This window comes from Sphingomonas aurantiaca, from assembly GCF_003050705.1.
Taxonomy (GTDB): domain Bacteria; phylum Pseudomonadota; class Alphaproteobacteria; order Sphingomonadales; family Sphingomonadaceae; genus Sphingomonas; species Sphingomonas aurantiaca.
This window is the reverse complement of sequence record NZ_QAOG01000001.1, coordinates 629,415-648,608: the sequence shown is the minus strand read 5'-3', so window position 1 is coordinate 648,608 and position 19,194 is coordinate 629,415. Positions and strand designations below refer to the sequence as shown.

19 protein-coding genes are annotated in these 19,194 nt (G+C 66.4%); 3 read left to right on the top strand and 16 right to left on the bottom strand.

Annotated features, from left to right (window positions below):
- Nucleotides 1-3: 3 nt before the first annotated feature.
- On the bottom strand, nucleotides 4-1,392 hold the full coding sequence (locus C8J26_RS03065) for a TIGR03013 family XrtA/PEP-CTERM system glycosyltransferase (RefSeq protein WP_107956663.1): 1,389 nt from the start codon (nucleotides 1,390-1,392) through the stop codon (nucleotides 4-6).
- Between the two features lie 159 nt (nucleotides 1,393-1,551).
- Here C8J26_RS03065 and C8J26_RS03060 point away from each other — a divergent pair, with 159 nt between their 5' ends.
- Complete coding sequence (locus C8J26_RS03060; RefSeq protein ID WP_107956662.1) at nucleotides 1,552-2,643, top strand: mannose-1-phosphate guanylyltransferase/mannose-6-phosphate isomerase; 1,092 nt, start codon at nucleotides 1,552-1,554, stop codon at nucleotides 2,641-2,643.
- 41 nt (nucleotides 2,644-2,684) lie between these two features.
- Here C8J26_RS03060 and C8J26_RS20365 read toward each other — a convergent pair whose 3' ends face one another.
- Complete coding sequence (locus C8J26_RS20365) at nucleotides 2,685-2,852, bottom strand: hypothetical protein (RefSeq protein WP_156359509.1); 168 nt, start codon at nucleotides 2,850-2,852, stop codon at nucleotides 2,685-2,687.
- Between the two features lie 213 nt (nucleotides 2,853-3,065).
- Here C8J26_RS20365 and C8J26_RS03055 point away from each other — a divergent pair, with 213 nt between their 5' ends.
- Nucleotides 3,066-4,880, top strand: a complete 1,815-nt coding sequence (locus C8J26_RS03055) for a DUF885 domain-containing protein (RefSeq protein ID WP_107956661.1) — start codon at nucleotides 3,066-3,068, stop codon at nucleotides 4,878-4,880.
- Between the two features lie 158 nt (nucleotides 4,881-5,038).
- Here the strand turns inward: C8J26_RS03055 and C8J26_RS03050 are convergent, their stop codons facing one another.
- Nucleotides 5,039-7,351 (bottom strand): glycoside hydrolase family 3 C-terminal domain-containing protein, encoded by a 2,313-nt coding sequence (locus tag C8J26_RS03050; RefSeq protein ID WP_107956660.1) that lies wholly within the window; start codon nucleotides 7,349-7,351, stop codon nucleotides 5,039-5,041.
- Between the two features lie 270 nt (nucleotides 7,352-7,621).
- Between C8J26_RS03050 and C8J26_RS03045 the strand changes: the two genes are divergently transcribed.
- Entirely contained in the window at nucleotides 7,622-8,122 is a 501-nt protein-coding gene (locus C8J26_RS03045) for a Ros/MucR family transcriptional regulator (RefSeq protein WP_056413410.1), read from the top strand.
- Nucleotides 8,123-8,200: 78 nt separating this feature from the next.
- On the opposite strand, the gene C8J26_RS03040 is transcribed toward C8J26_RS03045, so the two are convergent.
- The 13 genes from C8J26_RS03040 to C8J26_RS02980 all read right to left on the bottom strand — a co-directional run bounded on the left by C8J26_RS03040 (nucleotide 8,201) and on the right by C8J26_RS02980 (nucleotide 18,894).
- Entirely contained in the window at nucleotides 8,201-9,103 is a 903-nt protein-coding gene (locus C8J26_RS03040; RefSeq protein ID WP_056412358.1) for a flagellar motor protein MotB, read from the bottom strand.
- Nucleotides 9,104-9,120: 17 nt separating this feature from the next.
- Nucleotides 9,121-9,984, bottom strand: coding sequence for a flagellar motor stator protein MotA (gene motA, locus C8J26_RS03035; RefSeq protein ID WP_107956659.1), 864 nt, complete (start codon nucleotides 9,982-9,984; stop codon nucleotides 9,121-9,123).
- A gap of 122 nt (nucleotides 9,985-10,106) precedes the next feature.
- Nucleotides 10,107-11,027, bottom strand: coding sequence for a flagellin N-terminal helical domain-containing protein (locus C8J26_RS03030; RefSeq protein ID WP_107956658.1), 921 nt, complete (start codon nucleotides 11,025-11,027; stop codon nucleotides 10,107-10,109).
- Between the two features lie 5 nt (nucleotides 11,028-11,032).
- Nucleotides 11,033-12,379 carry a flagellar hook-associated protein FlgK gene (flgK, locus tag C8J26_RS03025; protein ID WP_107956657.1) on the bottom strand — a complete coding sequence of 449 codons (1,347 nt, stop codon included), beginning with the start codon at nucleotides 12,377-12,379 and terminating at the stop codon, nucleotides 11,033-11,035.
- Nucleotides 12,376-12,699, bottom strand: coding sequence for a rod-binding protein (locus tag C8J26_RS20790; RefSeq protein WP_234422803.1), 324 nt, complete (start codon nucleotides 12,697-12,699; stop codon nucleotides 12,376-12,378). Before C8J26_RS20790 ends, flgK begins: the two co-directional genes overlap by 4 nt.
- A complete protein-coding gene (locus C8J26_RS03015; RefSeq protein WP_056412373.1) occupies nucleotides 12,696-13,787 on the bottom strand; it encodes a flagellar basal body P-ring protein FlgI in 1,092 nt (363 codons plus the stop codon). Before C8J26_RS03015 ends, C8J26_RS20790 begins: the two co-directional genes overlap by 4 nt.
- A gap of 10 nt (nucleotides 13,788-13,797) precedes the next feature.
- Nucleotides 13,798-14,544 (bottom strand): flagellar basal body L-ring protein FlgH, encoded by a 747-nt coding sequence (locus C8J26_RS03010; protein ID WP_056412376.1) that lies wholly within the window; start codon nucleotides 14,542-14,544, stop codon nucleotides 13,798-13,800.
- Between the two features lie 8 nt (nucleotides 14,545-14,552).
- Entirely contained in the window at nucleotides 14,553-15,341 is a 789-nt protein-coding gene (gene flgG / locus C8J26_RS03005) for a flagellar basal-body rod protein FlgG (RefSeq protein ID WP_056412379.1), read from the bottom strand.
- Nucleotides 15,342-15,354: 13 nt separating this feature from the next.
- On the bottom strand, nucleotides 15,355-16,107 hold the full coding sequence (gene flgF / locus C8J26_RS03000; RefSeq protein ID WP_107956655.1) for a flagellar basal-body rod protein FlgF: 753 nt from the start codon (nucleotides 16,105-16,107) through the stop codon (nucleotides 15,355-15,357).
- Nucleotides 16,108-16,133: 26 nt separating this feature from the next.
- Nucleotides 16,134-17,426, bottom strand: coding sequence for a flagellar hook protein FlgE (locus C8J26_RS02995; protein ID WP_056412382.1), 1,293 nt, complete (start codon nucleotides 17,424-17,426; stop codon nucleotides 16,134-16,136).
- A gap of 31 nt (nucleotides 17,427-17,457) precedes the next feature.
- Complete coding sequence (locus C8J26_RS02990; RefSeq protein ID WP_107956654.1) at nucleotides 17,458-18,141, bottom strand: flagellar hook assembly protein FlgD; 684 nt, start codon at nucleotides 18,139-18,141, stop codon at nucleotides 17,458-17,460.
- A gap of 2 nt (nucleotides 18,142-18,143) precedes the next feature.
- A complete protein-coding gene (gene flgC, locus C8J26_RS02985) occupies nucleotides 18,144-18,554 on the bottom strand; it encodes a flagellar basal body rod protein FlgC (RefSeq protein ID WP_107956653.1) in 411 nt (136 codons plus the stop codon).
- Nucleotide 18,555: 1 nt separating this feature from the next.
- The gene (locus C8J26_RS02980; RefSeq protein WP_107956652.1) at nucleotides 18,556-18,894 is read right to left on the bottom strand and encodes a flagellar basal body rod protein FlgB; all 339 of its coding nucleotides are present in this window, start codon (nucleotides 18,892-18,894) and stop codon (nucleotides 18,556-18,558) included.
- Nucleotides 18,895-19,194: the final 300 nt, after the last annotated feature.

Below are 19,194 nucleotides of genomic sequence, written 5' to 3'. Positions count from 1 at the left end.
CGCTCATCGCGCGCCGGTCGGCCAGAGCACGACGCGCAACGTCTGCAACAGGATCAGCAGGTCGAGGAACGGCGAGTAGTTCTTCGCGTAATACAGGTCGTATTCGAGCTTGTGCCGCGCATCCTCGATCGAGGCGCCGTACGGATAGTTGATCTGCGCCCAGCCGGTGATGCCGGGCTTCACCATGTGCCGCTCGGCATAGAAGGGCAGATGCTCCTCGAGCTGCTCGACGAATTGCGGCCGTTCGGGACGCGGGCCGACAAAGCTCATCTCGCCCTTCAGCACGGTCCAGGTCTGCGGCAGTTCGTCAATCCGGACTTTGCGGATGAACCGGCCGATCCGCGTGATCCGGGGATCGTCCTCCGCGGCCCACACCGCCTTGCCCGACACCTCGGCGTCCTGCCGCATCGAGCGCAGCTTGAGGATGTCGAACCCCTCGCTGTACAGCCCGACGCGGCGCTGGCGGTAGAAGGCCGGCCCCTTCGACTCGAGCTTGATCGCGATCGCGGTGACCAGGATGATCGGCAGCGTGAGCGCCAGCAGCAGCCCGCTGGCGATGATGTCGAACGCGCGCTTGAACACGCTCGACAGCATCCGGCTCGAGGCGAACCCGTCGGAGAAGATCAGCCAGGACGGGTTGACGCTCTTGAGGTCGATCCGCCCCGTCTCGCGCTCGAGAAAGCTCGATATCTCGCTCACCTGGACGCCGGTGGTACGGACCCGCAGCAGATCCTTCATCGGCAACGCGTTGCGGCGTTCGTCGAGCGCGAGCACGACCTCGCTCGCATTCTGGTCGACGATATAGGCCGCCAGGTTGGGAATGGCGCCGCGCGGCACCGCCCCCTGCACGACCGGCTCGGCCTCTCCCATCAGGACGAATTCGGCGACGACGAAGTTGACGCCGGGCTGTTCGGACAGCGCCTGGATCCGCGACGCGCGCACGCCCGCGCCCAGCACGACGATCCGCCGCTTGAACGTCTCCCCGCCCAGCGTCTTGCCGAGCAGCGCGCGGACCGACACCAGCAGCACGGTCGCGATGACGGTCGAGTAGAGAAGATTGGACCGCCACAGAGCGAGCGGCGGCACCAGGAAGAAGATCAGCGAGAGCACCATCACGCCGATCGACAGCGCGACCGCGAGCCGCGCGGCGGCAAAGCGCAGCGACAGGAACGAGGCCACGCCATACGCGCCGACCGCAACCAGCGACACCTGCAGGGCGATCGCGAACGTGATCAGCTGCGCGATCCGCGTCTGGATCGGCGCGACGGTCATGCCGATCTGGCGCGCGCGGACGACCCAGCCAATCTCTGCAGACGTGATGAGCAGCACCAGATCGACAAGACCGAGCATCAGGACCACATGAGGCACATAGTGCTTGAAGAGCCGTATCATCGTCCGCTTTTCCCGACGCCACTCTGTAAAATCTACCGACGCTAACGAACGTCTGGCAGCAATTCCCCAAAAAAGCCTGAAGAGCGCGCAACCGGTTGGGGCCCTCGACGATTGCGATCCTGGCTCGGGCACTATAGCGCGACCGTGGCAGGAGGCTTCATGACCGCACGTACGATCGTTCCCGTTATACTTTCAGGTGGTTCCGGCACGCGCCTGTGGCCGATGTCGCGGCCAGAGATGCCCAAGCAGATGCTGGCACTGACGGCAAACGAGACGATGCTGCAACTGACCGCGGGCCGCACGCAGGGCGAACGCTTTGCCGCGCCGATCGTCGTGGCGAATGCGCGCCATGCGGACCTGGTCGAGCAACAGCTCGCCGATGCGGGCGCGATCCCCCAGGCGCTCATCCTCGAGCCGGCGGGCCGCAACACCGCGCCCGCGATCGCGCTGGCCGCGATTGCCGCGGGCGGCGGCGGCGACGCGCTGCTGGTGATGCCGTCCGACCATGTGATCGATGACGTCCCCGCCTTCCACGCCGCGATCGAGGCGGCGATGCCGCTGGTGTCGCAGGGCTGGCTCGTCACGTTCGGGATTGCGCCCGATTCGCCCGAGATCGGCTATGGCTGGATCCAGATCGGCGACGCGCTCCAGCCCGGCGTCCACCGCGTCGCGCGGTTCGTCGAAAAGCCGCCGCTCGACAAGGCGGAGTCGATGTTGGCGAGTGGGGATCATGCGTGGAACGGCGGCATGTTCCTGTTCCAGGCGGATGCGTATCTGGAGGCGCTCGCGCAGTTCGATCCGGGCATCCTGGTCGCGACTCGCGAGGCGATGGACAAGGCGCGCACAGAGGGCACGCGGATTTATCCCGATGCGACGGCGTTCGCCACGTCGCCCGACGCGTCGATCGATTATGCGGTCATGGAAAAGGCCGAGCGCGTCGCCGTCGTGCCCGTCGCGATGGGCTGGAACGACGTCGGCAGCTGGGACGCGCTGCACGCGATCAGCGCGCGCGACGAGGTCGGCAACGCGCATCGCAGCGAAGGCGACGGCAATGTGCTCGCGATCGACACGCGGCAATGCTTCGTCCGGAGCGACGGAATCCGCGTCTCGCTGGTCGGGGTCGAGGATCTGATCGTCGTGGCGAGCGGCAACGACGTGCTGATCATGCCGCGCGGCCGCAGCCAGGAGGTCAAGAAGCTGATCGAGGCGATGAAGAACGACGCGGCGAAGAAGGACGCGCAGGCCGGCTAGGGCGGCGACATGCCCGGACGCACAGGCGATCCGGGCACCGCCTATTTGGCGTTGCGGCGAACCCTTGGCACGCGCGACAGGTGAGTCAGCAGCGTCGGGATATCGTCGGTGATCATCGTGTCCGTCGGTGTCTGCCAGGACGAGCGCAACGTTTCGCCGACATCCTGCAAGCGGGCGCCGGCGTCACGTTTTGCTGTTTCGTTCTGCACTTCGACCTCGACTACGCATACGAAACCCGGCGGGTCCCTCGGGGGGGTAGGGACGCCGCCGGGCTCTCATGTCTAACCGATGATAACCGCTGTGGTTCCGGAGGAACGCAGGTTCCGACGATGCAGCGCACGAAATTAGCCTGCGCCCCGGCTCTGGCGATCCGTGCGGCGATAGGCTTAGATGCGTGACAAGTTCACGGGAGAGTTTTCGTCATGGATCGTCGCCAGTTCCTCGCATCGGGCGGCGTTGCCGCGCTTGCCACCAGTTTCCTCCCCTCTTCCGCGTTCGCGCAAGGCAGCGGCGACACCGCGCTCAACGCCGACTTCGAGCGGATCTTCCAGGCCAGCGTGGCACGGTCGCCCGAGCTCGCGACCTCGCTGGGGCTCGACAAGGGACCGCTCGCGCGCCTGAAGAGCCAGTTGTCGCCGCGCACGCCCGACCGGCGCGCACGTGACGTCGCCGAGACCAAGTCGGCGCTGGCGACGCTCGCCCGCTACGACGGCGCCGGCCTGTCGCCGGCGGCCAGGCTGAACCTCGAAGTGGTGCGCTATTCGCTGACCACGCAGATCGCCGCGCCCGAGAAGTTCGGCATGGACAGCCCGATCCGCCCCTATCGGATCTTTCAGCAGGGCGGCGCCTATTTCCAGGTCCCCGACTTTCTCAACACCGCGCACACGATCGCCGCGACCCCCGATGCCGAGGCGTATCTGGCGCGGCTCGACCAGTTCGGCACCGTGCTCGACCAGGAAAGCGCGATGCAGCAGGCCGAGGCGGCGCGCGGCCTGCTCGCGCCGGGCTGGTCGCTCGACCTGACGCTCGGCCAGATGCGCAAGCTGCGCAGCCAGCCGGCGGCGACGTCGAGCATCGTCCAGTCGCTCGTCAAGCGTGCCGCCGCCAAGGGCCTCACCGGCGACTGGCAGGCGCGCGCGACGGCGATCGTCGACCAGAAGGTCTATCCCGCGCTCGATCGCCAGATCGCGCTGATGGAGCAGCTGAAGCCGACCACCAGGCCCGGCGACGGCATCTGGCGCGTGCCGAACGGCGACGCGATCTATGCGATGGCGCTGAACCAGGCGACGACCACGACGATGAGCCCCGACCAGGTCCATCGCATCGGCCTTGCGCAGGTCGCCGAGATCACCGCGCAGCTCGACACGATCCTGAAGTCGCAGGGCTATACGACCGGCACCGTCGGCGAGCGGCTCGCCAAGCTGAACGTCATGCCCGATCAGCTCTATGCGAACACCGCAGCGGGCCGGACCGAGCTGATCGGCGGGCTGAACGACGGCATCAAGGCAATGTACGCCAAGCTGCCCCAGGCGTTTTCGCAAGTTCCGACGCAGCCGCTCGAGATTCGTGCGGTGCCGGTCGAGATCGAGGACGGCGCGGCCAACGGCTATTACAACCGCGCCTCACTCGATGGCAGCCGCCCGGCGATCTACTTCGTCAATCTGAAGGACGTCGGCGACTGGCCGAAATACACGCTGCCGTCGCTGACCTATCACGAGGGCGTGCCCGGGCATCACCTGCAGATCAGCCTGGCACAGGAATCGAAGGACATTCCGACGCTGCGCAAGATCGGCTTCTTCTCGGCCTATTCCGAAGGCTGGGCGCTGTATGCGGAGCAGCTCGCCGACGAACTGGGCGCCTATGCGTCGCCGCTCGAACGCGCAGGCTATCTCCAGTCCTTCCTGTTCCGCGCGACCCGGCTGGTGGTCGACACCGGCATCCATGCCAAGCGGTGGAGCCGCGAGAAGGCGACCGACTATATGGTCGCGACGACCGGCTTCGCACGGCCGCGGACGCAGCGTGAGGTGGAGCGCTATTGCACGCAGGCCGGGCAGGCCTGCAGCTACAAGGTCGGCCACATGGCGTGGACGCGCGCACGGGTGAAGGCGAAGGCCGCACTCGGCGACCGGTTCGACCTCAAGCAGTTCCACGACATCCTCAAGGAAGGCGCGATGCCGCTCACGATCCTGGAACGCCGCGTCGACGAGCGGATCGCCGCGATCAAGACTCGCGGGTGAACCCGCGGGGATAAATCGGGCACGCCAATCCTCCCCCGCCAGGGGGAGGTGGCACCGAAGGTGACGGAGGGGGAGGACACGGAACGCCCGTCGCCCTTTCCTCTCCCCCCGTCTGGCAAGCGCCAACCACCTCCCCCTGGCGGGGGCGGATGCGTGGGTTACTTGCCCGTGCGATCCAGCGTCTGGGGCGCGACCTGCACCTTTACGGTCTGCACGACATCCGCCGCCGACGTCGCCAGCATCACGCTGTACTCGCCGCCTGCGATACGCCATCCGCCGCTCGCCACGTCGAACGTCGCGAGCAGGCGTGGGTCGATCGTGACCGATAGCGTCTGCTCCGTGCCCGGTGCGAGATCGACCTTGCGGAACGCGCCCAGTCGCTTCGGCGCTTCCCAACCCGCGCCCGATACATAGACCTGCGCGACCGCCTTGCCTTGCAGCGCGCCGGTGTTCTTCACCGTGAACGCGGCCTTGATCCCCTTCCCCTCCGCCGCGGCGGTCAGCCCGCTCATCGCGAAACTGGTGTAGGAAAGCCCGTAGCCGAACGGGAACAGCGGCTTGGCGCCGGTCTTGTCGAACCATTTATAGCCGACCGCCGCACCCTCGATGTCGTAATTGCCCATCGGGTGCGAATCGCGATCGAGCTTGGGATCGCCCTCCAGCACCGGCCGCGGCGTCTGCGCAAGCGATGCGGGGAAGGTGGCGGGCAGATGACCCGACGGATTGACCTCGCCGGTCAGCACGCGCGCGATCGCCTCGCCGCCTGCCGTGCCCGGATACCACGCCTCCAGCACCGCGCCGACCTTGCCCAGCCACGGCATGACCACCGGGCCGCCGGTTTCGAGGACCACGACGGTCTTCTTGTTCGCGCGCGCGACCGCATCGATCAGCGCGTTCTGGCCATCGGGCAGGTTGAGATCGGGCACGTCGATCGACTCGCCGGTCCATTGCTCGCCGAACACGACGACGACGTCTGCCTTGCGCGCAGCGGCCGCCGCCGCCTTCACGTCCTTGCCGTCGAGATAGGTCACGGTCGCGCCGGTCCGCGCCTGCAACGCCTTCATCGGCGAGGAGGCGTGATAGGTCTTGGGGCCGGGGAAACCGCTCGGGAAGGCGTCGGGCACGACCAGCCCGTTGGTCGGTGCGTTGTGCGAATAGACCTGGCTCGAGCCGCCACCCGACAGCACGCCGACATCGGCATGTGCGCCGATCAGCAGGATCGACTTCGCGGTCCTGGCGATCGGCAACAGTCCGGCGGTGGCCTTGAGCAGGACGATGCCCTCCTCGGCATCGGCGCGCGTGACGGCGGCGTGCGCGCTATAGTCGATCTTGGTCGCCTGGTCGCCGGTCACGACGGTGTCGAACGCGCCGACCGAGACCATGCCCCACAGCACGCGCCGCGCCATGTCGGTCGCGCGCGCCTCGCTGACATGGCCGTTGTTGACGGCCTCGCGCAGGGCATCCGCGAAGTAGGCGGAGCGATCGAACGCCCAGCCCGATTGCTGGTCGAGCCCGGCATTGGCCGCCTCGCTGGTCGAATGCGTCGCGCCCCAATCGGACATGACATAGCCCTTGAAGCCCCAGTCGCGCTTGAGGACTGTGTTGAGCAGCCAGTCATTCTCGCACGCATAATGGCCGTTCACGCGGTTGTACGAACACATCACCGATCCGGGCTGGCCGACCTCGTTGGCGATCTCGAATGCGAGCAGGTCGGACTGGCGCGCGGCCTGTTCGCCGATCTTGTGATCAATGTTGTTGCGGTTCGTCTCCTGCCCGTTGAAGGCGTAATGCTTCATCGTCGAGACGACGTGCTGCGACTGGATCCCCTTGATCTCGTGCCCGGTGATGATTCCGGCCAGCAAAGGATCCTCGCCGCCATATTCGAAATTGCGACCGTTTCGTGTCTCACGCGTAAGATTCATCCCGCCCGCGAGCTGCACGTTGAAGCCCGACAGGAACGCCTCCCGGCCGATCATCGCGCCGCCTGCCTGTGCGAGCTCGGGGTTCCAGGTCGCCGCGGTCGCGATGCCCGACGGCAGCGAGGTGCGCAGGCGCGGCGTCGGTCCGCGCTGGCTGGCGACGCCGACGCCGGCATCGGTCTGCCACTGGTTGGGGATGCCGAGCCGCGGGATGCCGGGCACGATCCCCGCGGAGGCGGGCAGCCCGTCCTTGGGATAGACCCAGTTCTTGATCGGCGTCTTCAGCCAGTCGGCGTTGGTCGCGAAGTAACCGAAGGTCAGCTGCAGCTTCTCGTCGAGCGTCATCGCCTGCAACAGCAACTCGACGCGGGCGTCTGCGCTGAGTGCAGTATTCATCCACGGCCGCGCCTTCGGCACCTCGGTCCGCGCGGCCGCTGCACCGGGCGCGTTGTTGGTCGTCTGCGCGGCGGCGGGCGATACGGCCACGACACCCATCGCGACCGATCCCGCGAGGAGACGGGCGAGAATGGCCTTGGGGCGAGATGCGATCATGAAACTCTCTCTTCTGGACTGACGTGTACGCGGGATACGGTCTGCCGCGCCCGTCGCCTAGTGTTGTCGTCTTGTCGCGACCGACACAACGGCCTGCAAAGTCATCGATTTGGGATATCTTCTTTGATCTAAAGCAATTGCGCGACTGTTTTCGACAATGCGCGGGACAATCCATGTACGATTTTACAAAATTTACAGCATAATTGCTAAACCAGTGGTTGAACCCAGTCCTGCAAATCGTTACGGCGCCCGGATTAAATGGAGTTGATCATGGCCGAAGATACCACAGACCTGAGCGCCGTCGAACTTGCGACCGAGCTGACGATTGCTTGGTTGGGAAATCCCAATACGCGGAGTTCGGCCGAAGACGTTCCTGCCTTTTTGGGCAAGATGCATGACACGGTCGCCGCGCTGTTGGGCGCTACCACGGAAGCACCGCCGGTCGAAGCAGCGACCGAATACACGCCTGCCGTTTCGGCGCGAAAGTCGCTGGCGTCGAAGGATCACATCATCTCGATGATCGACGGCAAGTCGTACAAGACCTTGCGCCGTCACCTGGCGACGCACGGCATGACGCCCGCCGAGTATCGCGAACGCTATGGCCTGAAGCCCGACTACCCGATGGTCGCCGAGAATTATTCGGAAAGCCGCCGTGCGATGGCCAAGAAGATCGGCCTGGGTCGCAAGCCCGGCGCGCGCGCGACCGACGCAGCGCCCGCTCCCGCGCCGACGCCGCGCAAGCGCAAGACGGATACCGCCGCCGCCGAATAAGCGCGCGCGTATCGACCACGAAAAAGGGCCCGGCGCTGCCACGCGCCGGGCCCTTTTTTCTGGTCGCAGGCGTGCGGCTTACTTGCCGAAGAGTCCGCGGCGGTAGAGCAAGGTGATCGCCACACGCCGGTTTCGCGGATCTTCGGGATTCTTGACGATCAGCGGCTCGCGGTCCGCGACGCCTTCGATGCGTTCGAAGCGCGCTTCGGGCGTCCCCCCCGACAGCAGCCGGCGGCGAGTCGCCTCGGCGCGCCCCGACGACAGCATCCAGTTGTTCATCGCGCGCGGATCGCCGTAGGGCACGCTGTCGGTGTGGCCGCGGATCATGATCGGGTTCTGCATCCCCTTGATCGTCGTCGCGATCATGCCGATCAGGTCGGCTGCCTGCGTGTCGAGCGCGGTGGTGCCGAGCGCGAACATCGAATAATCCGCATCGTCGACCAGATCGATCCGCATCCCCTCGAGCGTGGGCACGAAACGGACATGGCTGGCCAGCCGCGACAGGTTTGCCGACGCGGTAATCTGGCGCAGCACGCGCTTGCGCATCGCCTCGAAATTCTTGCGATCTTCCTCGGCGAGCGCCTGGCGGTTCCGCAGCGAGCCCTTGTCGCCGGTCCCGGTCGCCGGACCGCCCTGCCCCGCATCGGGGATGGCGATCTGCGGCAGGTTCGCCTGCCCCGAGCGCGGCCCGATCCTGCTCTTGTCGAGGATCGATTCGCCGCCGAACAGCCCGCCGCCGCCAATGCCGAGCGACCGCGTGTTGAGGATCGTCGGCGCGAAATAGTCGGCGATGCCCTTGCGCTGCTTCTCGGTCGTCGCACCGACGATCCAGAGCAGCAGGAAGAATGCCATCATCGCGGTGACGAAATCAGCATAGGCGACCTTCCAGGCGCCGCCATGATGGCCGCCATGCCCCTCGATATAGATCTTCTTGACGATGATCTTGGGCGGCTGGTTGGTGCCGTGCGGTGCGCGCGCCATGCTATCTGCCGCCCGCGCTACTTGCCACGCAGCCCGTCAAAGACTTCGGCGAAGCCCGGCTGGTTCTTGTGCGCGATGCCCGACCGCGCGGCCTCGATCACCAGTGGCTGCGGGTGGCCGTGGAGCGAAGCGATGATGATCTGCTTGACGACATCGTAGATCGACGCGTCGGCATTGAGCACCTGCTTCAGCCGGTTCGCGAGCGGCGCGACAATGCCGTAAGCGAGCAGCACGCCCATGAACGTGCCGACCAGCGCCGAGCCGATCATCGCGCCCAGGATCGAGGGCGGCTTGTCGATCGACCCCATCGTCTTCACGACGCCGAGCACCGCCGCGACGATGCCGAGCGCGGGCAGCGCGTCGGCGAGGCTGGCGAGCGTGCCGTGCGCAGCCTCCTCCTCGTGATGATGCGTCTTGATCGAGTGATCCATGACCTCCTCGACCGCGTGGACATCGAGCGTACCCGAGGACACCACGACGAGGCGCAGCGTGTCGGCGATCAGGTTGACCAGCGCCTTGTCCTTGAGCAGCTTCGGATATTCGGCGAACACCGCGGAGGATTGCGGATCCTCGACATGGGGCTCGAGCGCGATCGGACCGTCCGTCCGCAGCATCTTCATCAGCTTGCTGACGAGGAAGATGACGTCGAGATAATCCTGCTTCTTGTATTTCGGGCCCTTGAAGACCTTGCCGAGGCCGGCGCCGAGCCCTTTGAGTTCCTTGCCAGAATTGCCGATGATCAGTGCGCCCGCAGCGGCGCCGCCGATGATCAGCATCTCGTGCGGGATCGCCTCCAGGACGGGACCGAGCGCGCCGCCGGTGAACGCGAACCCACCGAACACCATGACGAGAAGGACGACGATGCCGATGACCGGAAACATGGTGCTGGAAAATCCCTCTGGGCCGACGACGGTAGGTGTGTAGCCAGAGAATTAACCGGATTTCGTAGCCAACCCGTTACCGCGGCGAGGCGCGCGGCAAAAAAACTCTGCGGATCAGGGCCTCAGCGCAGGTAATCGAACAGCGACAGGGCAGACAGCTTCGTAAAGCTCGCCTGCGTGGCGGACAGGATCGTCATCGTCTTCTGCAACTCGATCACCGTGTTCGTGATATCGGTATCCTCGAGCCCCGACCGGGTCGCCTCGCGGTCGATGCCGACATCCTTAAGCCGCGACGTCTCGAGATCGACTCGCGCCGCGCGCGCACCGAGCGACGCCTGGACGTTCGTCACCTGGTCCGATGCCGCCTTCACGTCGGCGAGCGACGTATCGAGCGACCCCGGCTTGAAATCGTCCGACTGCAACGCGGTCGCGATCGACGACAGCATCGCGAGCGTGTTGGTGCCTCCCTCGATGCTGCCATCCGCCTTGGTCTTGCCGCCGACCGTCAGGATCCGCGCCGCGGTCTCGTTCGCCTGGACGCTCTGGCCATCGCCGATCGGGATTCCCGAGACCGGCTTGGCGGCCAGCGCGAAGCTGCCGTCGGTCGCGACCGCGGCGGCGCCGTCGCCGCCACCGAACAACGCCTGTCCGCGCGCGTCCTTGGCATTGGCGATCGCCGTCAACGACGAGACGATCCCCGCAATCTGTTCGCCGATCGCCTTGCGGTCAGCCGCGTTGAGCGTGCCGCTCTTGGCCTGCGTCACCAGCGTCGTCACGGTCTGCAGCTGATCGGTCATCGCGGTGAGGCTGGTATCGCCCTGCTGCAACACCGATTCCGCGGTGCCGAGATTGGCGGTGTACGTCTTGTCGTTCGCGGTATCGCGCGCGAGCCCCTGCAACCGCTGATACGCCACACTGTCGTCCGACGGCGCGGTAAACCGCTTGGTGCTCGAGATCTGCGTCTGGAGCAGTTCGGCCTTGCTGCCGAGCGAGGCCAGCTTGCTCGCGCTGCGATCATAGAAGAGGCTGGTGGCGATCTGCATGGGCGTTACCGTAGATCGAGGATGGTCTGGAGCGTATCGCGTGCGGTCTGGATGACCCGGCTCGACGCCTGATAGGCCTGCTGGAACCGCAGCAGATCGACCGCTTCGCTATCGAGATCGACACCCGACGCGGCCGCCAGCGCACTGACAGCACCGTCGCGGATCGCGCTCTGCGCATCGGCGACGGTTTTGCGCTGCTCCAGTGCGGCGGCGTTCCCGGCGATCAGATTGGTCGTGCGAGTCTCGAACGCGCCACTGCCGCGGACGGCCTGCAACGCCGACAGGTTCGACGAATCGCGGACCCCGCCCGTCGCGCCCGCCGCGGCGATGCCGCGCGGATCGGTCAGCGCGACCGAGATGTCGGTCGCCGTTTCCCCGGTCGCGAACAGCGCGGTCCCGGCCTTGCCGTCGAGATCCCGCCCCTGCATCTGTACCGCGTTGACCTGCGCGGTGAAATCGCTGGCGATCGTGTTCAGCCCTGCGCGCGCCGACGCGATGCGCTGCGCACCGTCGGCGAACCCCGCGAGCGTGCCACCCGATGGCGAGAGCACTGATGCCTCGCCGCCGCGCGTCACCGCAAACTGCACCGCGCCGTCGTCGTTGCGCGCGAACGAGACCTGCCCGCTGTCCGTGCCGACGACGAACACCGCCCCCGACGCGCCACCAAGACGCACGGTCGCGCGCCCGAGATCATCGAACGCGGTATTGACGTCGGTGAGCGTGCTCATCTGTTCGAGCACCTGGTCGCGCTGGTCTGCCAGCTGCGCCGCGCTCGACGAACCCGGCTGCGCGCGCGCGAGGCCGTCGTTGATCTTGGCAAGCGTGGTGCCGAGCGCGTTGAGCGACTGGGCACCTTGCGACGCCGACGCATCAAGCTCGCTTGCGGCGGCATCGAGCGCCTTGCCCGTCGCGGTGAAAGCCGCCGCGGCGGTGCTCGCGGTTTCGAGCATGGCGGCGCGCGCCGGGACGGAGGTCGGGTCGGCGGACAGCGCCTGCGCCGCGCCGAAGAAACTGGTCAGCCGATCGCCCAGCTTGTTGTCGCCGAGCGATGATTCGATCCGGCTCATCCAGGTCACGCTGGTCTCGGTCTTTGCCAGATCGGTGCCGGCGCTGCGCACCGCCTGCGCGCGATAGGCGTCGGCGCTCCGTGCAATCCCACTGACCGCGACGCCGCTGCCGGTCGATACGGCGCGCGCGCTGACCCCGCCACTGATCGAACCGACCTCGCCAAGCGTGGTCGTCCGCCGGGTATAGCCCGCGGTACCGGTGTTCGCGATGTTCTCCGACACCGTGGACAACGCGGTCTGGTACGCGCGGACGCCCGACGCGCCGATCGAGAGGAGATCGCTCATGGCGACGGGTCTGTCGCCGCCGGGTTAATATCCGATTGAGATTTGCTGAGAAAATCGGTCATCGCCTTGCCGATGCCGAGCGGCGTGTGCTCGGCCATCGCCTTAGCGACCAGCCCGTCCTGCATATCGGTGAAGGTGTCGATCGCCTTCGAATCGAACAGCGGGTCGGCGAGTTTGGCCTGGCGCATGCTTTTCAGCATCATGCCGGTGAAGACCGCCTCGAACTGCTTGCCCGCTTTGTCGAGATTGTCCTTCGACTTGAGGCGGCTCGTATCGGTCGAGATTCCCGTCGTGGCTGCGGGTGCCGAGATCGAGCTCACAGGACGATCAACTCGGCCTTGAGCGCGCCGGCTTCCTTCAGCGCCTCGAGGATCGCGACCAGGTCGGCGGGCGAGGCGCCGATCGCGTTGACCGCCTTGACGATGTCGGCGAGCTTGGGGCCGGGCGCGAGCAGGAACATCGGGCGACGCTCCTCCTCGACCGCGACCGCGCTGTTGGGCGTGACGACGGTCTGGCCGCCGCTGAACGGAGCCGGCTGGCTGACCTGCGGCTTCTCGTCGATCCGCACCGTCATCTTGCCGTGCGTGATCGCCGCGGGGCCGACGCGGACCGCCGAGTTGATGACGACCGTGCCGGTGCGCGCGTTGACGATGACCTTGGCGGAGGGCTCGGCGGAGACGACGTCGAGATTCTCGATCGTCGACATCAGCGTCGCGCGGACGTCGGCACCGATCGGTGCGCGCACCGCGACGGAGACTGCGTCGATCGCCTGCGCGCTGCCGAAACCAAGCTTCGAATTGATCGCACCCGCGACGTTCTGCGCGGTCGTGAAGTCGGCGCGCGCGAGGTTGAAGGTGAGCGTCGGGGCGCTGTCGAACCCGGTGGCGACCGCGCGCTCGACGGTGGCGCCTTCGGGGATGCGGCCGGTCGAGGGGACGTTGACGACGATCTTGGAGCCGTCCGCGCCTTCGGCACCCAGCCCGCCGACCGCGAGGTTGCCCTGCGCCATCGCGTAGATCTGGTTGTCGGCCCCCAGCAGCGGAGTCATGATCAGGCTGCCGCCGCGCAGCGACTTGGCCTTGCCCATCGACGCGACGGTGATGTCGAGCCGCTGGCCGGGCTTGGCGAAGGGCGGCAGTTCGGCGGTGATCATCACGACCGCCGCGTTCTTCATGCCGGGGTTCGCGGCCGCGGGCAGCTGCAGGCCGAAGCGCGACGCGACCGCTTTGAGCGACTGGACGGTATATTCGAGATTGTCGTCACCGGTGCCGGGCAGGCCGACGACGATGCCGTAGCCGGTCAGCTGGTTTGACCGGATCCCCTGGAACCCGCCCAGATCCTTGATCCGGTCGGCAGACGCCGGCGCGGCGATCAGCAGCGATGCGAGAAGGGCGAGCAGGAAGCGCATGGTCACGGCCTTAGAACGGGCTGACGACGGAGAAGAAGCGGCTGAGCCACCCCTGGCGGCCGGCGCGGGCGACGTCGCCCTTGCCGGTGTACGAGATCTGCGCATCGGCGACGCGGGTCGACAGCACGCGGTTGTCGCGGTCGACATCGGCAGTGCGGACCAGCCCCTTGATCTTCAGGAACTCGTCGCCCCGGTTGAGCGTCACGCGCTTCTGCCCCTGCACGAGCATCGTGCCGTTGGGATAGACCGCGGCGACCGTCACGCTGACTTCGCCCGACAGCGAGTTCGCCTGGTCGGCGGCGCCGGTACCGTTGAAGGTGCGGCCGCCGCTGAGCGTCGCGTCGGTCTTGCTGAACAGGTTGAGCGCGCCGGTGGTCGGCGGCGTGATGCTGCCCGAGCCATTGCTGTCGAGCTTCGAGCCCGACGATTTCGACGCGGCGGTCCGCTCGACCAGCACGATCGTCAGCGGATCGCCGACTTTGCGCGCGCGCCAGCCTTCATAGAGCGCTGCATAGCCGTCCTGCGCCTGGAAGATCGAGCCCGTTGCGACGACTGGCACCGGCTGGATCGGCAAGGGCCGCGCCACCGAGAAATCCTCGGCCGGTGTCTTCTTGCCGAAGATGCTCGCGTCGGCCGGCGACGGGGTGAGCCCGGCGGCGACGAGCGCACCGGCGACGGTGGCCAGCGCGATCTCGATCCAGTGATCGCCGATCCGCGACAGGCCGACGCGCAAGGAAGTGGATGCCTCAGATGCCATGGTGCAGATCAGACGTTCTGGTTGATGTATTTGAGCATGTCGTCAGTCGCCGAGATCATCTTCGAATTGACCTCATAGGCGCGCTGCGTCTCGATCATGTCGACGAGTTCCTCGACGACGTTGACGTTCGACGCCTCGAGCATGCCCTGCTTGATGTTGCCGCGGCCGTCCTGGCCTGCGACGCCGACATTAGCCGCGCCGCTCGCCGCGGTCTCGACGAGGTAATTGTCGCCGGTCGCCTGGAGCCCTGCGCCGTTAGGGAAGTTCGCGACCTGGATCTGGCCGATCTGCGACGCCTCGGTCTGGCCGGGGATAGTCGCGGACACGGTACCGTCGGAGCCGATCGTGATCGCGGTCGTGCCCTCGGGCACGGTGATGCCGGGCTGTACTTGATAGCCTTCGCTGGTGACCAACAGGCCTTCGGCCGAGCGCGAGAAATTACCCGCACGCGTATAGCCGAGCGTGCCGCCGGGCATCTGCACCTGGAAATAGCCGTCGCCGTCGAGCGCGAGATCGAGGCTGTTGCCCGTCGTCTGCATCGCGCCCTGCGTATCGATCCGCGCGGTGCCCTGGATCTTCACGCCGGTGCCGAGGTTGAGCCCGGTCGCGTATTTGGTCTCGGACGTGCTCTGCGCGCCCGGCGTCGTGACGGTCTGGTAGGCCAGCGTCTCGAACGCCGCACGGTCCTTCTTGAAGCCCGTGGTGTTCACGTTGGCGAGGTTGTTCGAGATGACTCGCATGCGCATGTCCTGGGCGTCGAGCCCGGTGCGCGCGATATGCATGGCGGCGGATGACATCGTTCCGTTCCTTCTAGCTCGGCAGGCGCATCAGCGATGCACCGCTTTCATCCATGTCCTTGGCGGATTTCATCATGTTCGCCTGGACTTCGTAGCTGCGCTGGTTCTCGATCATGTCGACCAGCGCCTGGGTCATGTTGACGTTCGATCCCTCGATCGCGCCGCCCTGCACCTTGGCGTCGAGATCCTCGGGCAGAGTCCCCCCACCGCGGACGCGGAGCAGGTTGTCGAGCCCCTTGACCGTGTCCGATCCCTTGGTGTCGGCCAGCTTCAGCTTGTCGATCACCTGCGGGTTCTGCGCGTCGCCGCCCTGCGGGATGATCGAGATCGTCCCGTCGCCGGCGATCGTCAGCGACTGGTAGGGCGGCAAGGTGATCGGCCCCCCCGAGCCGATCACCGGATGCCCGTCGCCGGTCTGGAGCACGCCCGACGGTGCGACCTCCAGGTCGCCGCGGCGGGTATAGGCCTCCGACCCGTCCGACGCCTGCACCGCGAGCCACGCGGTCGTGCCGGTGATCGCGACGTCGAGCGGACGCCCGGTCAGCTGGATCGCGCCGGGTGCGCGATCGGCATCCGTCACCTCTTCGCCGGTCGGCGCGCGCGCCTCGATCGTGGCGCCGTCGCCCTTCAGGTTCAGCCGGTCGAACACCACGCGATCGGCGCGGAACCCGGTCGTCGACGCGTTCGCCATGTTGTTGGCGATCGCCGCCTGCGCCGCCATGTGCGCGCGCAGGCCCGTCGCCGCGGTGTAGACCAGCTTGTCCATTCAGGTTCCCCCCGCCTTGCTGTCGATCAGCTGCGGATGTTGAAGATGGTCTGCGAAATCTGGCTCGCGGTATCGAGCGCCTTCGAGTTCGCCTGGAAGTTGCGCTGTGCCGCGATCAGGCTGACCAGCTCCTCGGTGATGTCGACGTTGGACCGCTCGATCATCCCCGATGTGAGGTTGCCGAGGCCCTTCTGCCCCGCGGATCCCGCGACCGGGACGCCCGAGACGCCGGTCGACGCCCAGCCGCTGTCGCCGATCTGGCGCAGACCCGACGGGTTCGAGAAGTTGACGAGCGCCACCTGGCCCAGCGCCCGGACGTCGCCGTTCGAGAAGCTCGCCTTGACGACGCCCGCATCGTCGACGGTCACGCCCTGCAACTGGCCGACCGCAAGGCCGTCCTGCGTCTGCTTGGCGACCTTGAACGGCGCGGAGGTCTGCGTGCTCGCGGTCAGATCAAGGCTGATCGCCTGCGCGGACCCGCCCGCCGTGGTGATCGAGTCGAACGTGGTCTTGGTCGTCGGGCCGGTCAGCGCACCTTTGCTGTCGAACTGCAGCTTCACATTGTCGCTGCCACCCGCACCGGCACCCACGGTCATCTTCTGCTCGCCGACATAGCTGTAGACCGACCAGGTGGCGGTCAGATCGGCGGCGGCGCCCGCGGTGGTCGGGGTCGGCGCGGTGTCGCGCACATAATAGCTCGTCATCGTCATCGGGTTGCCCTCGGCATCGAAGACGGACGTGGTCGTCGCCTGATTGTAGGACGACACGTCGAAGCGATCGAACGGCGTCTTGGCCGGCACCGCGGTCTGCGCGTTCAGGTTGACGCCGAGCGTGACGTCCTGTGTCGCCTTGACGGTGCCGCTGGTCGCGGGGAGCGTGAGGTTCTTCAGCGAGCCCATGCTCGCCTGGACGAGGTTGCCCGAGCCGTCGACCGGATAGACCTGGAGGAAGTTGCCGTTCGCATCGGTCACGTTGTTGTTCGCGTCGACCAGGAACGAGCCGTTGCGCGTGTAGTTGACCGTCGCCGAGCTGGGATCGGGCTTGACCGCGAAGAAGCCGTCACCCGACACTGCTAGATCGAGCGCGTTCGCCGACTGGAGCAGGTTGCCCTGGCCGAACTGCTGGCGATTGCCCTTGACCATGACGCCCGACCCGATCTGCTGCGACGGGGCGACCGTGACGCTCGACGCGATCACGTCGGCGAAATCGGTGCGGCTCTTCTTGAAACCGTTGGTCGAGACGTTCGCTAGATTGTGCGAGATCGTCGCCATTTCGGACTGCGATGCCTGGAGACCGGAAAGCGAAGTGTAGAAGGACATGGGTTAAACTCCTTGAAATCGAGGGGTGCGATCAGCCGATCTGGCGGACTGCGCTGACCGGCACTTCGCCGATCCCGGGAAGGGTGAGGATGGCGGACCCGGTGGTGGTCGAGACCGACTGGACGGGCGCCCAGACCAGGCTGGCGGCGGCGACCGAAGCGCCGCCATTCTGCGCGTCGATGCTGACCTTGAACGGGCCGGCGCCGGCGTCGGCCCCGGTGCTGTCCTTGCCGTCCCAATCGTAACCGACGGTCCCCTTGGCGTGTGCGCCGAGCTGCATCGTCTTGATCGCCACGCCGTTCGCATCGCTGATCGTGACGTTGACGCTGGTCGCCGCGTCGCCGAGTTCGACCGATCCCGCGATCCCGCCGGTGTTGCGGCCATACGCGGTCGATCCTTCGGTCAGGACGGTCTTGCCGACATAGGCCATCGCGTCGCTCGCGCTGGTCGCGCCCAGCTTGTCGGATATCGCCTTCATCGTCGTGTTCATCTCGGAGATGCCGGCGAGGCTGGAGAACTGCGCCATCTGCGCAACCATCTGCGTGTTGTCGACCGGGTTGAACGGGTCCTGGTTCTGCATCTGCGCAGTCATCAGCTTCAGGAAATCATTCTGGTTCAGCGACGACGAATTCGACGTGGTGGTCGTGGTAGCCGCCGACGTCGTGGTACGCTTGATGCCGAGACTGTTCAGCGTGGAATCGAAGGAGGTTGCCATGATCAGCGGCCTAGCTTGAGGGTATCGATGATGAGCGACTTCGCGGTGTTCATCACTTCGATGTTGTTCTGGTAGCTGCGCGCGGTCTCCATCATGTCGACCATCTCGCGGGTTTCATCGACCGCCGCCTCGAAGATGTTGCCATCCTTGTCGGCCATCGGATTGTCGGGATCGTAGCGCTTGGTCGGCGTATCGCCCGCGGTGACGACCCGCTCGACATCGACCGTCGACATGCCGCTGGCCGCGTCGAAGCTGGTGCGGAACACCGGCTTCATCGTCTTGTACGCGGTCTCCGCCGAGCCGGTGGTCCCGCCGGCATTGGCAAGGTTCGACGCGGTGGTGTTCATCCGGACGAGCTGCGCGGACATCGCGCGCCCTGCCACCTGGAAGATCGTCATGGGCTGATTGGACATCTTATTCCCCCTTCAGCGCGCGCGTGATCTGGCCGATCCGCCCGTTCAGGAACGACAAGGTCGTCTGATACTGGACGGCGTTCTCGGCAAACGCAGTCTGCTCCTGGCTCAGCTCGACGGTATTGCCATCCATCGAGGTCTGAGTCGGCACGCGGTATTTGGTGGCGGCGCCGGTGCCGCCGTCATGCTCGACCGATGCGAGCGCCGACTGGAAATCGATGTCGCGGGCCTTGAAGCCGGGCGTCGACGCGTTGGCGATGTTCGACGCCAGCACACCCATGCGCTGCGAGCGCACCTCGAGTGCTGCCCCATGAACTCCGAAAAGCGTGTCGCCTGACACAAGCCCGTCTCCTGGCGCACCATTGCGCAACCGATCATAAGCAATGGGCGTGCCAGTTTCCCCGGCGAGGGCGCAGGATGGCGATTTGCCGGGCGGCGGCAGGTGGGCGGCAAGCCGGGCGGCAACGGATTGCCGGTGCGGCAGGGGTGGGCGGCAAGGGGGTTGCCGCTTGGTGGGTTCAGGGTCGCAGACGGAACTGCGGGCCCTCGCCACCACGATGTTTCCCCGAGAAGGCGGGGACCGCTGGTTACGTCCACCACCCCGGCGAAGGCCGGGGTCCAATTGGGGAACGTTGCTGAC

Excerpts from the sequence above, each read along its gene's own strand:
- flgF (WP_107956655.1), bottom strand. The coding sequence starts at position 16,107 with ATGGACAAGCTGGTCTACACCGCGGCGACGGGCCTGCGCGCGCACATG.
- C8J26_RS03015 (WP_056412373.1), bottom strand. The coding sequence starts at position 13,787 with ATGCGCTTCCTGCTCGCCCTTCTCGCATCGCTGCTGATCGCCGCGCCG.
- flgK (WP_107956657.1), bottom strand. The coding sequence starts at position 12,379 with ATGAGCGATCTCCTCTCGATCGGCGCGTCGGGCGTCCGCGCGTACCAG.
- C8J26_RS03055 (WP_107956661.1), top strand. The coding sequence starts at position 3,066 with ATGGATCGTCGCCAGTTCCTCGCATCGGGCGGCGTTGCCGCGCTTGCC.
- C8J26_RS02995 (WP_056412382.1), bottom strand. The coding sequence starts at position 17,426 with ATGTCCTTCTACACTTCGCTTTCCGGTCTCCAGGCATCGCAGTCCGAA.
- motA (WP_107956659.1), bottom strand. The coding sequence starts at position 9,984 with ATGTTTCCGGTCATCGGCATCGTCGTCCTTCTCGTCATGGTGTTCGGT.
- C8J26_RS03050 (WP_107956660.1), bottom strand. The coding sequence starts at position 7,351 with ATGATCGCATCTCGCCCCAAGGCCATTCTCGCCCGTCTCCTCGCGGGA.
- C8J26_RS03045 (WP_056413410.1), top strand. The coding sequence starts at position 7,622 with ATGGCCGAAGATACCACAGACCTGAGCGCCGTCGAACTTGCGACCGAG.
- flgC (WP_107956653.1), bottom strand. The coding sequence starts at position 18,554 with ATGTCCAATCAGCCCATGACGATCTTCCAGGTGGCAGGGCGCGCGATG.
- C8J26_RS03065 (WP_107956663.1), bottom strand. The coding sequence starts at position 1,392 with ATGATACGGCTCTTCAAGCACTATGTGCCTCATGTGGTCCTGATGCTC.
- C8J26_RS03010 (WP_056412376.1), bottom strand. The coding sequence starts at position 14,544 with ATGGCATCTGAGGCATCCACTTCCTTGCGCGTCGGCCTGTCGCGGATC.
- C8J26_RS03030 (WP_107956658.1), bottom strand. The coding sequence starts at position 11,027 with ATGCAGATCGCCACCAGCCTCTTCTATGATCGCAGCGCGAGCAAGCTG.
- C8J26_RS03040 (WP_056412358.1), bottom strand. The coding sequence starts at position 9,103 with ATGGCGCGCGCACCGCACGGCACCAACCAGCCGCCCAAGATCATCGTC.
- C8J26_RS03060 (WP_107956662.1), top strand. The coding sequence starts at position 1,552 with ATGACCGCACGTACGATCGTTCCCGTTATACTTTCAGGTGGTTCCGGC.
- flgG (WP_056412379.1), bottom strand. The coding sequence starts at position 15,341 with ATGTCATCCGCCGCCATGCATATCGCGCGCACCGGGCTCGACGCCCAG.
- C8J26_RS02990 (WP_107956654.1), bottom strand. The coding sequence starts at position 18,141 with ATGGCAACCTCCTTCGATTCCACGCTGAACAGTCTCGGCATCAAGCGT.